The organism is Pseudomonas sp. D2002 (genome assembly GCF_013385735.1).
Classification (GTDB): domain Bacteria; phylum Pseudomonadota; class Gammaproteobacteria; order Pseudomonadales; family Pseudomonadaceae; genus Aquipseudomonas.
Genome location: NZ_JACAPL010000005.1, coordinates 455,105 through 471,649, shown reverse-complemented (window position 1 = coordinate 471,649; position 16,545 = coordinate 455,105). Strand labels below are relative to the sequence as shown.

Sequence of the window (16,545 nt, the reverse complement as noted above, 5' to 3'; positions counted from 1 at the left end):
GACCTCTATGCCCTTGCGCCTTGCGCTGCTTTTACTGTTTACCGGCCTCGTGGCCGGTTGTGTTTCATCGGGCCACGACAGCCCTTTGCACACTGATAAAGGCCGTGATGAGGCGCGAGTTGCCTATGTGCAGCTGGGCTTGGGTTACCTGCGCCAAGGGATGAGCGAGCAGGCCAAGGTGCCGTTGAAAAAGGCCCTTGAGCTGGACGGCGACGATGCCGACGCGAATGCAGCGCTGGCCCTGGTGTTCCAGGCGCAGGCCGAGCCTGCGTTGGCCGATGAATATTTCCACAAGGCCTTGGCCGCGCGTCCTGCCGACCCTCGGCTGCTGAACAATTACGGCAGCTTCCTGTTCGAGCAGAAACGTTATGACCAGGCTTCCCGTTATTTCCAGCAAGCCTCCGCCGATGCCCTCTACCCGGAGCGGTCGCGGGTGTTCGAGAACCTTGGGGTCACCTCGATGCGCCTCGGCCAGCGCGACAGCGCGCGCCAACAGCTGGAAAAAGCCCTGCATTTGAACAGTCGTCAGCCACGCGCGTTGCTCGAAATGGCTGAGTTGTCTTACGAAGACAGGCATTATGTGCCGGCACGTGACTATTACGAGCGTTTTAGCCTGCTCAGCGGGCAAAATGCACGTAGTCTATTGCTCGGTGTGCGCCTGGCGACGGTTCATGAAGAACGCGACACGGCCGCACGATTTGGCCAGCAACTCGAACGACTCTATCCCGGTACGCCGGAATATCAGCAATACCTGTCGGAGCAATGATGAAAGCGGCGCACCCGGAAGTTGTAGCAGCTAATCGCGTAAACCCAGGCGAGACCTTGCGTCAGGCCCGCGAAAGCAATGGCTGGTCGCTGGCAGAAGTGGCCCTCAAGCTCAATTTGACCACGACATCGCTGGGCAACCTGGAAGCCGGCGCGTTCGACAAGCTGCCTGGGCATACCTTCGCCCGCGGCTATATCCGCGCCTATGCCAAGTTGCTGGGCATTGACCAGACCGTACTGGTACAGGAATTCGACCAATTCACCGGCACCGACTCCCAGGGCAGCAATGTGCATGGCCTGGGTCGCATCGAAGAGCCGGTGCGGGTTTCCCACACGATTTTGCGAATTGTCAGCCTGTTGTTGCTGATCGCCGTGATCGGCGGTGGTTTTGTCTGGTGGCAAGACCAGGCCTCCCAGCGCAGCAAGGACCTGACCAGCAACGCCATGGAGCACGTCGAAGTCGAAAGCGCCGACGGCACCACCCAGATCCATCCGCTGGATGAGCCGGAAGACCAGGCCGTTGCTGAAGGTCAGGCCGCGCCTGAGACGCCGACCACTGCCGAGCAGCCAGCGCCCGAAGCTGCCACTGCACCCGCTGCTACCGCCGCCGTACCGGCGCCGGCTACTCCGGCCGCCCCAACTGCCCAGGCCCATACGCCTGCAACTGCGGCACAGGCTCCTGCGACCACCGCGCCAGTCGCTCCGGCAGCGCCAGCGGTTTCGCCACCGACCACGCCTGCGTTGATCGCCGGTGACGGGCATATCCAGATTACTTTCATCGCTGACTGCTGGACGCAAGTCACCGATGGCAACGGCAAAGTGCTGTTCAGCGGTTTGAAGCGTAAGGGAGATACGCTTGACCAAGGCGGCAAGCCTCCTTTGACGCTGCGTCTGGGCTTTGCCCGTGGCGCGCAAGTGGTCTACAACGGCCAGCCTGTGGACGTAGCGCCGTTCACCAGTGGCGAGACCGCTCGCCTCAAGTTGGGACAATAGTCATGCACGGCGAATCTCCAATCAAACGTCGCGTATCGCGCAAGATCTGGGTCGGCTCGGTGCCGGTGGGTGGCGATGCCCCCATCGCAGTGCAGAGCATGACCAACAGCGACACCAATGATGTGGCCGCCACCGTCGCCCAGATCAACCGTCTGGAAGCGGCCGGCGTGGACATCGTGCGGGTTTCCGTGCCGGACATGGACGCTGCCGAAGCCTTTGGTCGCATCAAGCAACTGGTCAAGGTGCCGCTGGTTGCAGACATCCACTTCGACTACAAGATCGCCTTGCGCGTGGCCGAACTGGGCGTCGATTGCCTGCGCATCAACCCGGGCAACATCGGTCGCGAAGACCGTGTGCGCGCGGTGGTGGATGCTGCCCGTGATCGCGGCATTCCAATCCGCATCGGCGTTAACGCCGGTTCCCTGGAAAAAGACCTGCAAAAGAAATACGGCGAACCGACCCCGGCCGCGCTGGTTGAATCGGCGCTGCGCCACGTTGAACACCTTGAACGCCTGAATTTCCAGGACTTCAAGGTCAGCGTAAAGGCGTCCGACGTGTTCATGGCGGTAGAAGCCTACCGCCTGCTGGCCAAGGAAATCGTACAGCCGCTGCACTTGGGTATCACTGAAGCGGGCGGTTTGCGCTCAGGCACAGTGAAATCTGCGGTGGGTCTCGGTATGCTGCTCGCCGAAGGGATTGGCGATACTATCCGCATCTCCCTGGCGGCAGACCCGGTAGAGGAAGTGAAGGTCGGTTACGACATTCTCAAATCCCTGCATTTGCGTTCCCGTGGCATCAACTTCATTGCTTGCCCGAGCTGCTCGCGGCAGAACTTCGACGTGGTGAAAACCATGAACGAGCTGGAAGGGCGCCTCGAAGACCTGCTGGTGCCGCTGGATGTTGCGGTGATCGGTTGCGTGGTCAACGGCCCGGGTGAAGCCAAAGAGGCGCACATCGGCTTGACCGGCGGTACACCGAACCTGATTTACATCGACGGCAAGCCGTCGCAGAAGTTGACGAATGACAATCTGGTGGATGAGCTCGAAAGACTGATCCGCGAGAAAGCGGCCGAGAAGGTCGCGGCTGACGCAGCGCTGATCGCGCGCGGCTAAGAACGAATTTAAGGATTAGATGTGAGCAAGTCTCTGCAAGCCATTCGTGGCATGAACGACATCCTGCCGGAGCAGACGCCACTGTGGCGCTACTTCGAGAACACGGTCGCGCGCCTGTTGGATAACTACGGTTACAAACAGATCCGCATGCCGATCGTCGAGTTCACCGAGCTGTTCAAGCGCTCCATCGGTGAAGTGACCGACATCGTCGAAAAAGAGATGTACACCTTCGAAGACCGCAACGGCGATTCCCTGACCCTGCGTCCGGAAGGCACTGCCGCCTGCGTGCGCGCTGTCCTTGAGCATGGCCTCACCGGTGGTGGCCAGCCGCAGAAGCTGTGGTACATCGGCCCGATGTTCCGCCACGAGCGCCCGCAGAAAGGTCGTTATCGCCAGTTCCACCAGATCGGCCTGGAAGTGTTCAACCTCGACGGTCCGGACATCGACGCCGAGCTGATCGTGTTGACCTGGCGCCTGTGGGGCCTGCTGGGCATCCGCGACGCGGTCAAACTTGAGCTCAACAGCCTGGGCACCAGCGAATCCCGGGGCCGCTACCGAGAAGCCTTGGTCGAATACCTGTCGGCCCATCTGGACAAGTTGGATGAAGACAGCCAGCGCCGTCTGAAGACCAACCCGTTGCGCGTGCTTGATACCAAGAACGCCGACACCCAGGCCGTACTGGTCGACGCGCCGAAAATGGCCGACTACCTGGACGACGAATCGCGCATCCACTTCGAAGGCCTCAAGGCTCGACTGGATGCGGCCGGCATTCCGTACGTGATCAACCCGAAGCTGGTCCGTGGCCTCGATTACTACAGCAAGACCGTATTCGAGTGGGTCACCGACAAGCTCGGCGCCCAGGGCACCGTGTGTGCCGGTGGCCGTTACGACGGCCTGGTCGAGCAAATGGGCGGCAAGCCGACCACGGGCGTGGGTTTTGCCATGGGCATCGAGCGGCTGATTCTGCTGCTGGAGACCCTTGAGCAAGTCCCGGAAGAAATCTCCCGTCAGGTGGACGTGTATCTTTGCGCCTTTGGCGAGGCCGCCGAACTGGCTGCCTTGGCCTTGAGTGAAAAAGTCCGCGACCAACTGCCGAACCTGCGCCTGCAGATTAATGCCGGCGCCGGCAGCTTCAAGAGCCAGTTCAAGAAGGCCGACAAGAGTGGTGCGCTGTATGCACTGATCCTTGGCGATGACGAACTGGCCCAGCAAGTGATAGGTTTCAAACCCCTGCGTGGCCAGGGCGAGCAACAGAACATTGCCTTTGATGCGCTCGCCGCGCACTTGGCCACCTGCGTCGTGCAGGGTTGAAGCTGTCGAACAGCCGAATTTAGCGATTAAGGAGTATTGGGGTGTCGAGTACTGATGATGAGCAGCTGGCCGAGTTCAAGGACTGGTGGCAGCGTAACGGCAAGCCCCTGGTTACCGGCGGTCTGCTGGCTTTAGTGGTGGTGTTCGGCTGGCAAGCCTGGCACAAGTATCAGGCCAACCAGTCCCAAGGCGCCTCGATCCTCTATCAGCAATTGCTGGAAACCACGCTGACGCCGGACGGCAAGCCTGATCCTGCCCAAGTGGCGGACCTGGCCGGCAAGCTGAAAAGCGAATTCGGCGGTAGCACCTACGCCCAATACGGCAGCCTGTTCGTCGCGAAAGTCGCGGTCGACACCGGCAAGCTGGATGACGCCGCGACCGAACTGAAGGCCATCGCCGACAAGCCGACCAACCCGACCCTGGGTGAAATCGCACGTCAGCGTCTGGCGCAGGTGTTGGCGGCACAGAACAAGGCTGACGAAGCACTCAAACTGCTCGACGGCGATGCTGACAAGGCATTTGTGGCCACTCGTGAAGAGCTCAAGGGCGACCTGTTGGTCCAATTGGGTCGTACCGACGAAGCCCATGCTGCGTACCAAAAAGCCAAGGCGGCGCTGTCTGATGAAGCGGCGGTCGGTGGCTTACAAATCAAGCTGGACGACTTGGCCAAAGGGGATGCGTGACGTGATCCGTTGGAAACATGCAGCATTGCTGGCTCTGGCCGTTCTGGCCGCGGGTTGCAGCAGCAACAGTAAAAAAGAACTGCCTCCTGCCGAGCTGACCAGCTTCAAGGAAGAAGTGGTCCTGCAAAAGCAGTGGAGCCGCTCCGTGGGTGATGGCCAGGGCGACCTGTACAACCTGTTGCAGCCGGCGATCGACGGCGACAACATCGTGGCCACTGACTCCACTGGCGTGATCATTGCCATGGATCGCATGAATGGCGACGTGAAGTGGAAGAAAGACCTCGAGCTGCCGGTTTCCGGTGGCGTGGGTGTCGGCTACGGCATGGTGCTGGTCGGTACGCTCAAAGGCGACGTAGTTGCTCTGGACTCGGCAACGGGTGAAGAGAAATGGCGCTCTCGCGTGACCAGTGAAGTGCTCTCGGCGCCTGCCACCAACGGCGACATCGTTGTGGTGCAGACCCAGGATGACCGTGTGATCGGTCTGGACGCCGCTACCGGCAACCAGCGCTGGTTGTACGACAGCACCCCGGCGGTGCTGACCTTGCGCGGCACCAGTGGTCCGATTGTGACCAATAACCTGGCCGTTGCAGGCCTGTCGACCGGTAAAGTGGTCGCCCTGGATACCCAGAACGGCGTGCCGGCCTGGGAAACCCGTGTGGCCATCCCTCAAGGTCGTTCCGAACTGGATCGCGTTGTGGACATCGACGGCGGCTTGCTGCTGTCGGGCGAAACTATCTACGTCGCCACCTACCAGGGCCGCGTTGCGGCGCTGGACCTGCAAAGCGGCCGCATCAACTGGCAGCGTGATGCTTCCAGCTATGCCGGTGTCGCCCAAGGGTTTGGCAGCGTCTACGTAAGCCTGGCGTCCGGCACCGTTGAAAGTGTCGACGAGCGTTCCACCACTGCACTGTGGAGCAACGACTCCCTGGCCCGCCGTCAGCTGTCGGCACCGGAAGTGTTCTCCAGCTACGTAGCGGTAGGTGACTTCGAAGGTTACCTGCATCTGCTGAGCCAGGTGGACGGTCGTTTTGTCGGCCGCGAACGTATTGACAGTGACGGCCTGCGTGCCCGTCCGCTGGTTGTGGGTAACATGCTTTACGTGTATGGCAACAGCGGCAAGCTGGAAGCCCTGACCATCAAGTAAAGAACTATGCTTGGGGTAAAACCCAGGCGGCCCCGCTTCGGCGGGGCATGCGGCATTTGAATATGCTGCCCCGAGCACCAGCCGCTGCCTTGCAGCGGCTTTTGTATTTTCTGAAATAACGAAGTGGAGAGCCGCATGGTTCCCGTAATCGCCCTGGTGGGCCGACCTAACGTCGGCAAGTCCACCTTGTTCAACCGCCTGACCAGGACTCGCGACGCCATCGTCGGCGACTTGTCCGGTCTGACCCGTGATCGCCAATACGGTGAGGCAAAGTGGCAAGGGCGCTCCTACATTATTGTCGACACCGGTGGTATCTCCGGTGACGAGCATGGCATGGACGAAAAGATGGCCGAGCAGTCGCTGCTCGCTATCGAAGAAGCCGATGTCGTGTTGTTCCTGGTGGATGCCCGCGCGGGCTACACCGCTGCCGACCAGATGATTGGCGAGCACCTGCGCAAGCGCAACAAGCGTTCCTACCTGGTCGCCAACAAGATCGATAACATCGATCCTGAGGCAGCCCGTGCCGAATTCAGCCCGATGGGCCTGGGCGATGCGATTCCGGTCGCCGGTGCTCACGGTCGCGGCATCACCCAGATGCTGGAAATCGCCCTGCGCGACTTCCCCAAGGATGACGTCGAGGAAGAAGAGGGCGAAGAGGAGATCGTTGCCGAAGGTGAGGAAGCCAAGCGCATTCCTGGCCCGAGCGAAAAAGACGGTATCAAGATCGCCATCATCGGCCGCCCGAACGTGGGTAAGTCGACCCTGGTTAACCGTATGCTCGGTGAAGACCGGGTCATCGTGTATGACCAACCCGGCACCACCCGCGACAGCATCTACATCCCGTTCGAGCGTAACGACGAGAAGTACACGCTGATCGACACCGCTGGTGTGCGCAAGCGCGGCAAGATCCACGAGGAAGTTGAAAAGTTCTCGGTGGTCAAAACCCTGCAAGCGATCAAAGACGCCAACGTGGTGATCTTCGTGATGGACGCCCGCGAAGGCGTGGTGGACCACGACCTCAACTTGCTGGGCTTTGCCCTGGAAGCCGGTCGCGCCCTGGTGATCGCGATCAACAAGTGGGACGGCATGACGCCGAGCGAGCGCGATTTCGTCAAGATCGAGCTGCAGCGTCGTCTGTTCTTCGTTGAGTTCGCCGATATCCACTTTATCTCGGCACTGCACGGTACTGGCGTGGGCAACCTCTACGCGTCCGTACAGAACTCGTTCAAGTCTGCGGTCACCCGCTGGCCGACCAACCGTCTGACCCAGATCCTCGAAGACGCTGTTGGCGAGCACGCGCCGCCGATGGTCAACAACCGCCGGATCAAACTGCGTTACGCCCACTTGGGTGGTGCCAACCCGCCGATTATCGTGATCCACGGTAACCAGATCGAGAAGGTGCCGAAGTCCTATGTGCGTTACCTGGAAAACACCTACCGCCGTGTCTTGAAACTGGTCGGTACGCCGATCCGTATCGAGTTCAAAGGTGGCGAGAACCCGTACGAAGGCAACAAGAACACCTTGACTGACCGTCAGGTGAACAAGAAGCGTCGTTTGATGACTCACCACAAGAAGGCCGACAAGAAGCGCCGCGACAAGAAATAATCGCCGCTTCACGCTGTAAGCTGCACGTTGTAAGAGAGGGCTCCTTTGGAGCCCTTTTTTGTGCGCGACGGTTTGTGCCTTGACCCCGCGCGGCCGGCAGCTTAAAACTTGGGGCTCACCTGCAGGGGCCTCCGATGATCACCAGCAAGCTGCCGAATGTCGGCACGACCATTTTCACCACCATGTCGCAACTCGCTGCCGAGACCGGCGCACTCAACCTGTCCCAGGGCTTTCCCGATTTCAATGGCCCGCAGGCGTTGCTGGATGCGGTAGGCAAACATATCGCCCTCGGCCATAACCAATACGCGCCGATGACTGGCCTGCCCGTGCTGCGCCAACAAGTGGCGGCCAAGATCGCCCGCAGTTATGGCGCCACGGTGAATGCCGACAGCGAGGTGACCATCACCCCTGGCGCCACTGAGGCGATTTTCTGCGCGATTCAGGCCGTGATTCGCAACGGTGATGAAGTCATCGTCTTCGACCCCAGCTACGACAGCTATGAGCCCTCGGTCGACCTGGCTGGTGGCCGCTGCGTGCACGTGCAACTGAGTCTGCAAGGCTTTGCGCTGGACTTCGAAAGGCTCAAGGCCGCGCTCTCACCGCGCACGCGCATGATCATCCTCAACACGCCGCATAACCCGACCGGTGCGCTGATCAGTCGGGCCGAACTGGACCAATTGGCCGAACTGATCCGCGACCGTGATATCTACCTGGTCAGCGACGAGGTCTATGAACACCTGGTGTTCGACGGCGTGCCCCATGTCAGCGTGCTGGCCCACGAAGAGCTGTATCAGCGTGCGTTCGTGGTCAGCTCCTTCGGCAAGACCTACCACGTCACCGGCTGGAAAACCGGCTACGTGGTCGCACCACCGGCGCTCACCGCTGAACTGCGCAAGGTGCATCAATATGTCAACTTCTGCGGTGTGACCCCTTTGCAGTACGCTTTGGCGGACTTCATGGCCGAACACCCGGAGCACGTCGAAGAACTGCCGGCCTTTTACCAGGCCAAACGCGACCTGTTCTGCGACCTGCTGGCGCCGTCGCGTTTCAGCTTTACGCGGGTGACCGGCACTTACTTCCAACTGGTGGATTACTCACAGATTCGCCCGGACCTGGATGACGTCGCCATGTCACTGTGGATGACCCGCGAACACGGCGTGGCGACGATTCCGGTCTCGGTGTTCTACCAGCACCCACCCCAAGGCCAGCGCCTGGTGCGCCTGTGCTTTGCCAAACGCGAGGAGACGCTGCAACAAGCGGCGGAGAAACTATGCGTGATTTGAGTGCACTGCCCGACCTGAACATTGCCCTGGTCCAGACCAGCCTGGTGTGGCATGACCGTCAGGCCAACCTGGAGCATTTCGAACTGCTGCTGGAGCAGGCCAAGGGTGCCGATCTGATTGTATTGCCGGAGATGTTCACCACCGGCTTCTCGATGGAATCGGCCCTGCTCGCCGAGCGGGAACATGGCCCCACCCATGAGTGGCTGCAGGCCCAGGCGGCGAAATACAACGCTGTGATCACCGGCAGTGTGATCATCCAGGCCGCCGACGGCAGCCATCGCAACCGCCTGCTGTGGGCGCGGCCGGACGGCGAAGTGTTGCATTACGACAAACGCCACCTGTTCCGGATGGCGGGTGAGCACGACCACTACACACCGGGTGAGCGCCAGGTGCAGTTCGAATTGAAGGGCTGGCGTATTCGGCCGTTGATTTGCTACGACCTGCGCTTTCCGGTGTGGAGTCGAGATGCTCAGGACACGGATTTGCTGTTGTATACCGCCAACTGGCCGGGTGCGCGGCGTCAGCACTGGAACCGCCTATTGCCGGCGCGGGCCATCGAGAACCTGTGTTACGTGGCGGCGGTGAATCGGGTCGGTACGGATGGCAAGGGCTTTGCCTACACGGGAGACAGCCAGGTGCTGGATTTCCAGGGTGAGACTTTGCTCAGTGCCGGGGAGGCGGATGGGGTGTTTCAGGTGTGCCTGGAGGCGGCAGAACTGGCGGCGTATCGCAGCAAGTTCCCGGCGAACCTGGATGCCGACAGGTTTGAGTTTGTCTGACAGACCGCTATCGCAGGCAAGCCAGCTCCCACAGAAGAATGCATTCCAAATGTGGGAGCGGGCTTGCCCGCGAAGAGGCCATCAGCATCACCGCTGATCCAAAGCAAAAAAGGCCCCTGGATTCTCACCCAGGGGCCTTTTGCATTTCAGCGGTAAGTGTTTACGCCGCCTTCGCTTCCTGCTGGCTCAACGAGCGGTTCAGCGCACTGAACAACGCCTTGAAGCTGGCCGTGGTGATGTTTTCATCAATGCCCACGCCATGCACCGGACGCTCGCCATTCACGCGCAGCTCGATGTAGGCCGCTGCCTTGGCGTTGGTGCCGGCACCGATGGCATGCTCGTTGTAGTCCATGATCTCCACGCCAATTGGCAGGCCGGCTACCAGCGCTTCCAGGGCGCCGTTGCCTTTGCCTTTCCAGTGCAGGTTGGTTTCGCCCTGGCCTTTGCCCGAGACTTCCACCTCGACAAAGCTGTTGCCGTTCTCTTCCTGCAGGCGATGGCTGACCAGCGCGTACGGCGTGTTGGCTTGCAGGTATTCACGCTGCAGCAAGGCGTAGATCTGCGGCGCAGTCATCTCCAGGCCCACGCGGTCGGTTTCGGCCTGTACCACTTGGCTGAACTCGATCTGCATGCGGCGCGGCAGGCTGATGTCGTATTCCTGCTCCAGCAGGTAGGCGATGCCGCCTTTGCCCGACTGGCTGTTCACCCGAATCACCGCCTCGTAGCTGCGGCCAATGTCGGCCGGGTCGATCGGCAAGTACGGCACTTCCCACAGCGCATCGTCTTTCTGCTGGGAGAAGCCCTTGCGGATCGCGTCCTGGTGGGAACCGGAGAACGCGGTGTGCACCAGGTCGCCGACGTACGGGTGACGTGGGTGCACTTGAATCTGGTTGCACTCTTCGACGACTTTGCGCACGCCGTCGATGTCGGAGAAGTCCAGCTGTGGGTCGAGGCCCTGGGTGTACATGTTCAGTGCCACGGTGACCAGGTCGACGTTACCAGTGCGCTCACCGTTGCCGAACAGGCAGCCTTCGACACGGTCGGCGCCGGCCATCAGGCCCAGCTCGGTGGCGGCCACGCCGGTGCCACGGTCGTTGTGGGTGTGCAGGCTGATGATCACGCTGTCACGACGGTTGATATGGCGGCCGAACCATTCGATCTGGTCGGCATAAATGTTCGGCGTGGCGCATTCAACGGTGGCTGGCAGGTTGAGGATCATCTTGTGCTCAGGCGTCGGGTTCCACACCTCGATCACCGCGTCACACACTTCCTTGGCGAACTCCAGCTCGGTGGCGCTGAAAGTTTCCGGGGAGTATTCGAAGGTCCACTGGGTTTCCGGCTGCTGGGCGGCGTATTTGACGAACAGCTTGGCGGCGTTGACCGCGATGGCCTTGATGCCGTCCTTGTCCTGGTTGAACACGATGCGGCGGAACGACGGCGAGGTCGCATTGTACAAGTGCACGATGGCCTTTTTGGCGCCGCGCAGGGATTCAAAGGTGCGTGCGATCAAGTCTTCACGGCCCTGGGTCAGCACCTGGATGGTGGTGTCCTCGGGGATGTGATTGTCTTCGATCAGGGTGCGTACGAAGTCGAAGTCAGTTTGCGAAGCCGCCGGGAACGAGGCTTCGATTTCCTTCACGCCGACCGCAACCAGGGTCTTCCAGAAGCGCAGCTTTTTCACCGCGTCCATCGGCTCGATCAGCGACTGGTTGCCATCACGCAGGTCGGAGCTGCACCAGATCGGCGCCTCGGTGATGGTTTTCGACGGCCAGGTGCGGTCCGGGATATCGATAGTCGGGAACGCGCGGTACTTCGAAGACGGGTCTTTGAGCATGCTCATCGGGAAATCCTTTGTTGTAGGGGCCGAGAAAAGGCGGCCTGCCGTAGAACTGTTTTTAGGGATAAAGCAGGAAGACGAGGCAGATCGATTCAGCCTGGCAGTCGTGCGCTGACAAGGCACAGGCTGCGGTGCTGGCGGAGCTGAATGAGGGTGTGAGAGGTTTTCATAAGCTCAACCCTAACCGCCGGGGTGAAAGATGGCAAGCAGTCGAGAAAAATTGAGATAAGTTCTGCTATTGGCGCTGGAAACGAGATCTTATGGTGTTGAATTGGCTGGAGACTCGTTTTAATTGCGCGCCCTTGATTGGGCGCGCAATCGCTTCACTCAGGGCTGGAACGCGCCGATAAAGATCGCCGGGTCGACCCGCGCGTCGTTGAGGCTGATGTTCCAATGCATATGCGGCCCGGTCGCCCGGCCGGTCGAACCGACCTTGCCTACCACCGCACCGCGTGCCAGTTGGTCACCGACCTTCACGTCGATCTTCGACATATGGCAGAACATGCTGATAAAGCCCTGGCCATGGTCGACGAACACGGTGTTGCCGTTGAAGAAGTAATTGCCGGTCAGGATGACTTTGCCTGCCGCCGGAGTCTTGATTGGCGTGCCGGCACCGACGGCGAAGTCCAGGCCCGAATGCGGGTTGCGTTCCTCGCCGTTAAAGAAGCGGCGCACGCCAAACTTGCTCGACAGCGGCCCGTTGACCGGCTTGTCCAATAGCAGGTTGCTCGGCGTGTTCGGGCTGAAACTGCGGTAAGCCTTGAGCTGCACCGCCAGTTCGCCCTCGATGCGCTTGAGCTGTGCCGGGTCCGGGTTGACCTGGCTTTTGTTCTTCAACGTGATGTGTTGTTCGGGGTACTTCTTGAAACCCACCACAAACGGCAGGCTTTGCCCGCCACTGGTGATGCGCTGGGTGCCGGGCTTAACCGTCAGCGGAATCCCGACAATCGCCAGCCAGTTGTTCTGTTCCTTGACGACCAGCACCGGCCTGTTCTGATAGGTGGCTTTTGGCGCCGCGGCTGAAACGCCGAGGTCGACCACTGCAACGCCACCCGGCACCGGCTTGTTCAACAGCCGAGTGATGTAGCTGTCGGCATGGGCGTTGAAGGTGAGGCACAACAGCATCAGCAGGCTAAATAGACGAGGCATCAATCAATCCAATAACGAAAGGGTGACGGGCGTCAGGTGGTTATCTTCCACCCGCACCTGCAATTGGCCTTCACCGAGGCGCGCGGTCAGGCGCTGGCCGGTGTGGGTTTGCGCGGCATTGCGAATCGCCTGGCCGCGCTCATCCAGCAAGATGCTGTAACCACGGCCCAGGGTCGCCAGCGGGCTGACCACTTGCAGCGTCTGCACCTGGCTTTGCAGTTGCAGGCGGCGCGCCTTGAGGCCTTCGCGCATGGCGCGCGGCAGGCGTTCGGCGAGGCTGTCCAGGCGCTGGCGCAGCAGGGCCAACTGACGGCCGGGGTGCTGACCGGCGAGACGGGTTTCCAGGCGGATCAGGCGTTCGCGGCGGGTATTGAGGCTGCGCTCGAAGGCGCGGCGCATGCGCATGTCCAGGTCATCCAGGCGCTGGGCCTGCTGGCGCAGACGCTCGCCGGGGTGGCGCAGACGGCGGGCCATGCCTTCCAGGCGCAGACGGTCATGACTCAGGCGATTGCGCATCAGCATCACCAGGCGGCGATGCAGGTTTTCGACTTGGCGCACCAGGTGGCTGGCGTCGGGGGCGAGCAACTCGGCGGCCGCCGATGGCGTTGGCGCACGCACGTCGGCAACGAAGTCGCAAATCGACACATCGGTTTCATGCCCGACGGCGCTGACAATCGGCGTAACGCAGGCATCGACTGCACGCGCCACCGCTTCTTCGTTGAAGCACCACAGGTCTTCCAGCGAGCCGCCGCCACGGGCCAGGATCAGCGCGTCGAAACCACGTGCGTCGGCCAACTTTAGCGCACGCACGATCTGCGACACGGCTTCGCGGCCTTGTACGGCTGTGGGGATCAATGTCAGCTCAACGTTCGGCGCTCTGCGGCCGAACACGCTGATGATGTCGCGGATCACCGCGCCCGTCGGCGAGCTGATAATGCCAATGCGTCGAGGATGGGCCGGTAGCGGCACCTTGCGCTCGGCGCTGAACAGGCCTTCGGCGCTGAGCTTTTCCTTCAAGGCATCGAAGGCCAGGCGCAGCGCACCATCACCGGCAGGCTCCACGGTGTCGAGGATCAACTGGTAGTCGCCACGGCCCTCGAACAGCGAGACCTTGCCGCGCACCTTCACCGCCAGGCCATCCTTCAACGCCTGGCGCACCCGCGCGGCATTGTTGCGGAACAGCGCGCAACGCACCTGGGCACCGCTGTCCTTGAGGGTGAAATACACATGGCCGGAGGCCGGGCGGGCGAGGTTGGAGATCTCGCCTTCGACCCAGATATTGGTGAACACGTCTTCCAGCAACACCCGCGCGCGGCCGTTGAGCTGGCTGACAGTCAGGACTTCGCGGTCCAGGCCCAGGCGGGCAAACGGGTCTTTAATCATGAGGAGCGATCTTTAATCATGGGCGGCAGTTTATAGGCATTCGTGCAAGGTTTGGCAGAATTGCTCGACCAGCGCGCTCGGCGTCTGCGCGCAAGCCAGGGCCACGGTGCTGAGGCAGTCCGGGTCGGCCAGAGGCAAAAAGTGCACGTTGGCGGGCGCAATGTCCTGCATGGATTTTGGTAACAAGGCAATACCGAAACCGGCCTGGATCAGTTGCAACTGCGTGGTCTTGCGCGACATCACCCGCGCCGCCTTGGGGAAGAATCCCGCGCGCATGCACAATTCGGCTGACAGATAACTCAAACCACCGCGCTGCGGATGGGGAATCGAGATAAACGCTTCGTCTTTGAGTTGCGCCAACTCCACCGGCGTGTTGCTGCGTGCCAGCGGGTGATTCGGCGGCACCGCCAGCAGCAATTTCTCACTGTATATCGGCACCACCCGCACGCCCTCGCGTTGGCGCAGCACCGGCAAGCGCAACAGCCCGACGTCGAGGCGACCGTCGGCAATCTCCTCAAGCTGCGCTTCGGAAGACAGTTTGACGATGTCCATCGACACACCGGGGCAGCGCTCCAGCCAGGTGCTGATGCCTTGCAGCAAAGCGCCGCTCATCGGCACGGTGCTCGAATGGCTCAGGCGCAGTGTGCCCAATTGCCCATTGCCGACTTGGGTGGCCATTTCGCTGGCCTTGAGCAACTCACTCAACAGGTTGCGCGCCCTGGGGTAGAAGGCTTCACCGGCCGCCGTCAGCCGGGGCTGGCGCGCGGTGCGTTCGAACAGCGGGGTGTGCAGCTGGGTTTCCAGCTCTTTTATCTGCCGGCTCAACGCTGATTGCGCCACAAACAGGCGTTCGGCCGCAGCGCTGAAGCTGCCGCTGTCGGCGATTTCGACAAAGTAGCGCAATTGGCGAGTGGAGATCACGCGTCATGCCTTTTCGAGATGGGTAGAGGGCTTTGATGATATTAGTCGCAACACTCGCTCATCGCTAAAGTGATTACCAACTCTTTCAAGGAAGTGCCCATGAGCCCGGTTGAGCTGATGAGTCAGTGGTCGTTTGGCGGCGTTGATTGGCTGGTGATCGGCCTCGGCATCGTCGTGGCGTACATCGTGTTTGGTATCGCAGGCTTTGGTACGGCGCTGGTCGCGGGGCCGATCCTGATTGTGTTTATGCCCCTGTCGAAGATCATCCCGCTGCTGGTGCTGCTGGATTTTGTCGCCGCCTTTGGCAACCTGCTGCAATCGCGGCGGGACGTGAACAAGCCCGAGCTGTGGCGATTGCTGCCGTGCATGGCAATCGGTTGCACGCTGGGCGTGGTGTTTTTGCTTAACCTGCATTCGGACCTGTTGTTGCTATTAATGGGGTTGTTTATCAGTGCCTACGCGATTTACAGCCTGGCGGTGAAAGCGCGGCCAACGCAACTGGCGGCGGCCTGGTCGATTCCCATGGGCACCGTCGGCGGGTTGTTTGGTGCGCTGTTTGGCAGTGGCGGCTTTTTATATGCGATCTACCTGAACAGCCGTTTGCCCAAGGAGGCGGCGCGGGCAACCCAGAGTGCGTTGATCAGTTGCAGCACGGTGGTGCGCTTGAGCCTGTTCCTGATCGCCGGGGTTTACGCGGATTTGCCGCTGCTGATGTTGGCGCTGTGCTTGTTGCCGGCGATGGCCTTGGGGCTGTGGGTGGGGCGCAGGCTGACGATGCGTATGTCGCGTGAGGCCTTTGTGCGGTTGGTGACGTGGTTGGTGTTGGCCAGTGGGATTGCGTTGATCGGGCGGTACTTGAGCACTTGACCTGATTTCTTCAGGGATTAAGCTGCCAGCCTTCAGGGCCTCTTCGCGAGCAAGCCCGCTCCCACATTTTGAATGTATTCACAAATCAAAATGTGGGAGCGGGCTTGCTCGCGAAGGCGCCAGACGCCACACCGCAGGGCTCCCCGCACCATGAACTCCCAAAGCATCCTTGTTCCGAAAATCTCCACCTTGCCCGTCCACGAACCCCGCGCGCGGGCGATCGTGCGTTGGCTGGTGCGCAAGAACATCATCAAGGAAGAACTGACCACTTGCGGGCGCACCGGCAACCGCATGGCCTATGCCCTGGCCGATGGCGCCCGCGCCGTGGTGCTGCACCCGGAGGCCCTGCCGTTCAATGAGCCGATCAATGGCTTGGAGATCATCTACAAGCGCTGCATCTACACGCCGGCCAAAGGCTTTCTCGAAGAGGCCGGCTGCCCGGAATGCCTCAAGGAAGTCGGCGAGGCGCTGTTCGAAAGCCTGGAAGACTGGATGCCCGGCCACACCGACAACTTCACCTGCCCGCTGTGTGGGCACGAAGATGACATCAACGGGTTTCTGTTCCTGCAGGAATGCGGGTTTTCCAACCTGGGGTTCATCTTCAACAACTGGGCGGAGGCGGGGTTCAAGCAGAGCTTTATCGACGAATTTGCCGACTGGCTGGACCAGAAGATGAGTTGGGTCAAAGTCGAGCTTTAATCCGATCGTCCGAT

At 60.8% G+C, this 16,545-nt stretch carries 15 protein-coding genes; 11 read left to right on the top strand and 4 right to left on the bottom strand.

The window, feature by feature from the left end:
• The first annotated feature begins 7 nt into the window (after positions 1–7).
• The 9 genes from pilW (at position 8) to HX783_RS12750 (ending at position 9,675) form a co-directional block, all read left to right on the top strand.
• Positions 8–766, top strand: coding sequence for a type IV pilus biogenesis/stability protein PilW (gene pilW / locus HX783_RS12790; protein ID WP_177017090.1), 759 nt, complete (start codon positions 8–10; stop codon positions 764–766).
• Positions 766–1,758: a RodZ family helix-turn-helix domain-containing protein gene (locus HX783_RS12785; protein WP_177017089.1), complete on the top strand. Its 993-nt coding sequence runs from the start codon at positions 766–768 to the stop codon at positions 1,756–1,758. Before pilW ends, HX783_RS12785 begins: the two co-directional genes overlap by 1 nt.
• A 2-nt stretch (positions 1,759–1,760) precedes the next feature.
• Positions 1,761–2,870 (top strand): flavodoxin-dependent (E)-4-hydroxy-3-methylbut-2-enyl-diphosphate synthase, encoded by a 1,110-nt coding sequence (ispG, locus tag HX783_RS12780; protein ID WP_025859271.1) that lies wholly within the window; start codon positions 1,761–1,763, stop codon positions 2,868–2,870.
• Between the two features lie 21 nt (positions 2,871–2,891).
• Positions 2,892–4,181, top strand: a complete 1,290-nt coding sequence (hisS, locus tag HX783_RS12775; RefSeq protein WP_177017088.1) for a histidine--tRNA ligase — start codon at positions 2,892–2,894, stop codon at positions 4,179–4,181.
• Between the two features lie 41 nt (positions 4,182–4,222).
• Complete coding sequence (locus HX783_RS12770; RefSeq protein ID WP_159959663.1) at positions 4,223–4,864, top strand: tetratricopeptide repeat protein; 642 nt, start codon at positions 4,223–4,225, stop codon at positions 4,862–4,864.
• A complete protein-coding gene (gene bamB, locus HX783_RS12765; RefSeq protein WP_159959661.1) occupies positions 4,857–6,008 on the top strand; it encodes an outer membrane protein assembly factor BamB in 1,152 nt (383 codons plus the stop codon). Before HX783_RS12770 ends, bamB begins: the two co-directional genes overlap by 8 nt.
• Positions 6,009–6,143: 135 nt before the next feature.
• Positions 6,144–7,613, top strand: coding sequence for a ribosome biogenesis GTPase Der (gene der, locus HX783_RS12760; RefSeq protein WP_005791167.1), 1,470 nt, complete (start codon positions 6,144–6,146; stop codon positions 7,611–7,613).
• Between the two features lie 134 nt (positions 7,614–7,747).
• Positions 7,748–8,896, top strand: coding sequence for a pyridoxal phosphate-dependent aminotransferase (locus tag HX783_RS12755; protein WP_159959659.1), 1,149 nt, complete (start codon positions 7,748–7,750; stop codon positions 8,894–8,896).
• Positions 8,884–9,675, top strand: a complete 792-nt coding sequence (locus tag HX783_RS12750) for an amidohydrolase (protein WP_177017087.1) — start codon at positions 8,884–8,886, stop codon at positions 9,673–9,675. The genes HX783_RS12755 and HX783_RS12750 overlap by 13 nt, the downstream gene beginning before the upstream one ends.
• Before the next feature lie 160 nt (positions 9,676–9,835).
• Here HX783_RS12750 and leuA read toward each other — a convergent pair whose 3' ends face one another.
• The 4 genes from leuA to HX783_RS12730 form a co-directional block, all read right to left on the bottom strand.
• Positions 9,836–11,515: a 2-isopropylmalate synthase gene (gene leuA / locus HX783_RS12745; RefSeq protein WP_016977678.1), complete on the bottom strand. Its 1,680-nt coding sequence runs from the start codon at positions 11,513–11,515 to the stop codon at positions 9,836–9,838.
• A 324-nt stretch (positions 11,516–11,839) separates the two neighbouring features.
• The gene (locus HX783_RS12740) at positions 11,840–12,661 is read right to left on the bottom strand and encodes a peptidoglycan DD-metalloendopeptidase family protein (RefSeq protein ID WP_177017086.1); all 822 of its coding nucleotides are present in this window, start codon (positions 12,659–12,661) and stop codon (positions 11,840–11,842) included.
• A 3-nt stretch (positions 12,662–12,664) separates the two neighbouring features.
• On the bottom strand, positions 12,665–14,044 hold the full coding sequence (gene xseA, locus HX783_RS12735; protein WP_069551702.1) for an exodeoxyribonuclease VII large subunit: 1,380 nt from the start codon (positions 14,042–14,044) through the stop codon (positions 12,665–12,667).
• A 30-nt stretch (positions 14,045–14,074) separates the two neighbouring features.
• Positions 14,075–14,965, bottom strand: a complete 891-nt coding sequence (locus tag HX783_RS12730; RefSeq protein WP_177017085.1) for a LysR family transcriptional regulator — start codon at positions 14,963–14,965, stop codon at positions 14,075–14,077.
• 99 nt (positions 14,966–15,064) lie between these two features.
• Between HX783_RS12730 and HX783_RS12725 the strand changes: the two genes are divergently transcribed.
• Both HX783_RS12725 and HX783_RS12720 read left to right on the top strand, forming a co-directional pair.
• Positions 15,065–15,832: a sulfite exporter TauE/SafE family protein gene (locus HX783_RS12725; protein ID WP_177017084.1), complete on the top strand. Its 768-nt coding sequence runs from the start codon at positions 15,065–15,067 to the stop codon at positions 15,830–15,832.
• Positions 15,833–15,982: 150 nt separating this feature from the next.
• Complete coding sequence (locus tag HX783_RS12720; protein ID WP_015885727.1) at positions 15,983–16,531, top strand: hypothetical protein; 549 nt, start codon at positions 15,983–15,985, stop codon at positions 16,529–16,531.
• Positions 16,532–16,545: the final 14 nt, after the last annotated feature.

Bases quoted from the DNA above. Each gene is read 5' to 3' on its own strand.
- pilW (WP_177017090.1), top strand. From the start codon at position 8: ATGCCCTTGCGCCTTGCGCTGCTTTTACTGTTTACCGGCCTCGTGGCC.
- HX783_RS12785 (WP_177017089.1), top strand. From the start codon at position 766: ATGAAAGCGGCGCACCCGGAAGTTGTAGCAGCTAATCGCGTAAACCCA.
- ispG (WP_025859271.1), top strand. From the start codon at position 1,761: ATGCACGGCGAATCTCCAATCAAACGTCGCGTATCGCGCAAGATCTGG.
- bamB (WP_159959661.1), top strand. From the start codon at position 4,857: ATGCGTGACGTGATCCGTTGGAAACATGCAGCATTGCTGGCTCTGGCC.
- der (WP_005791167.1), top strand. From the start codon at position 6,144: ATGGTTCCCGTAATCGCCCTGGTGGGCCGACCTAACGTCGGCAAGTCC.
- HX783_RS12755 (WP_159959659.1), top strand. From the start codon at position 7,748: ATGATCACCAGCAAGCTGCCGAATGTCGGCACGACCATTTTCACCACC.
- HX783_RS12750 (WP_177017087.1), top strand. From the start codon at position 8,884: ATGCGTGATTTGAGTGCACTGCCCGACCTGAACATTGCCCTGGTCCAG.
- leuA (WP_016977678.1), bottom strand. From the start codon at position 11,515: ATGAGCATGCTCAAAGACCCGTCTTCGAAGTACCGCGCGTTCCCGACT.
- HX783_RS12740 (WP_177017086.1), bottom strand. From the start codon at position 12,661: ATGCCTCGTCTATTTAGCCTGCTGATGCTGTTGTGCCTCACCTTCAAC.
- xseA (WP_069551702.1), bottom strand. From the start codon at position 14,044: ATGATTAAAGACCCGTTTGCCCGCCTGGGCCTGGACCGCGAAGTCCTG.
- HX783_RS12725 (WP_177017084.1), top strand. From the start codon at position 15,065: ATGAGCCCGGTTGAGCTGATGAGTCAGTGGTCGTTTGGCGGCGTTGAT.
- HX783_RS12720 (WP_015885727.1), top strand. From the start codon at position 15,983: ATGAACTCCCAAAGCATCCTTGTTCCGAAAATCTCCACCTTGCCCGTC.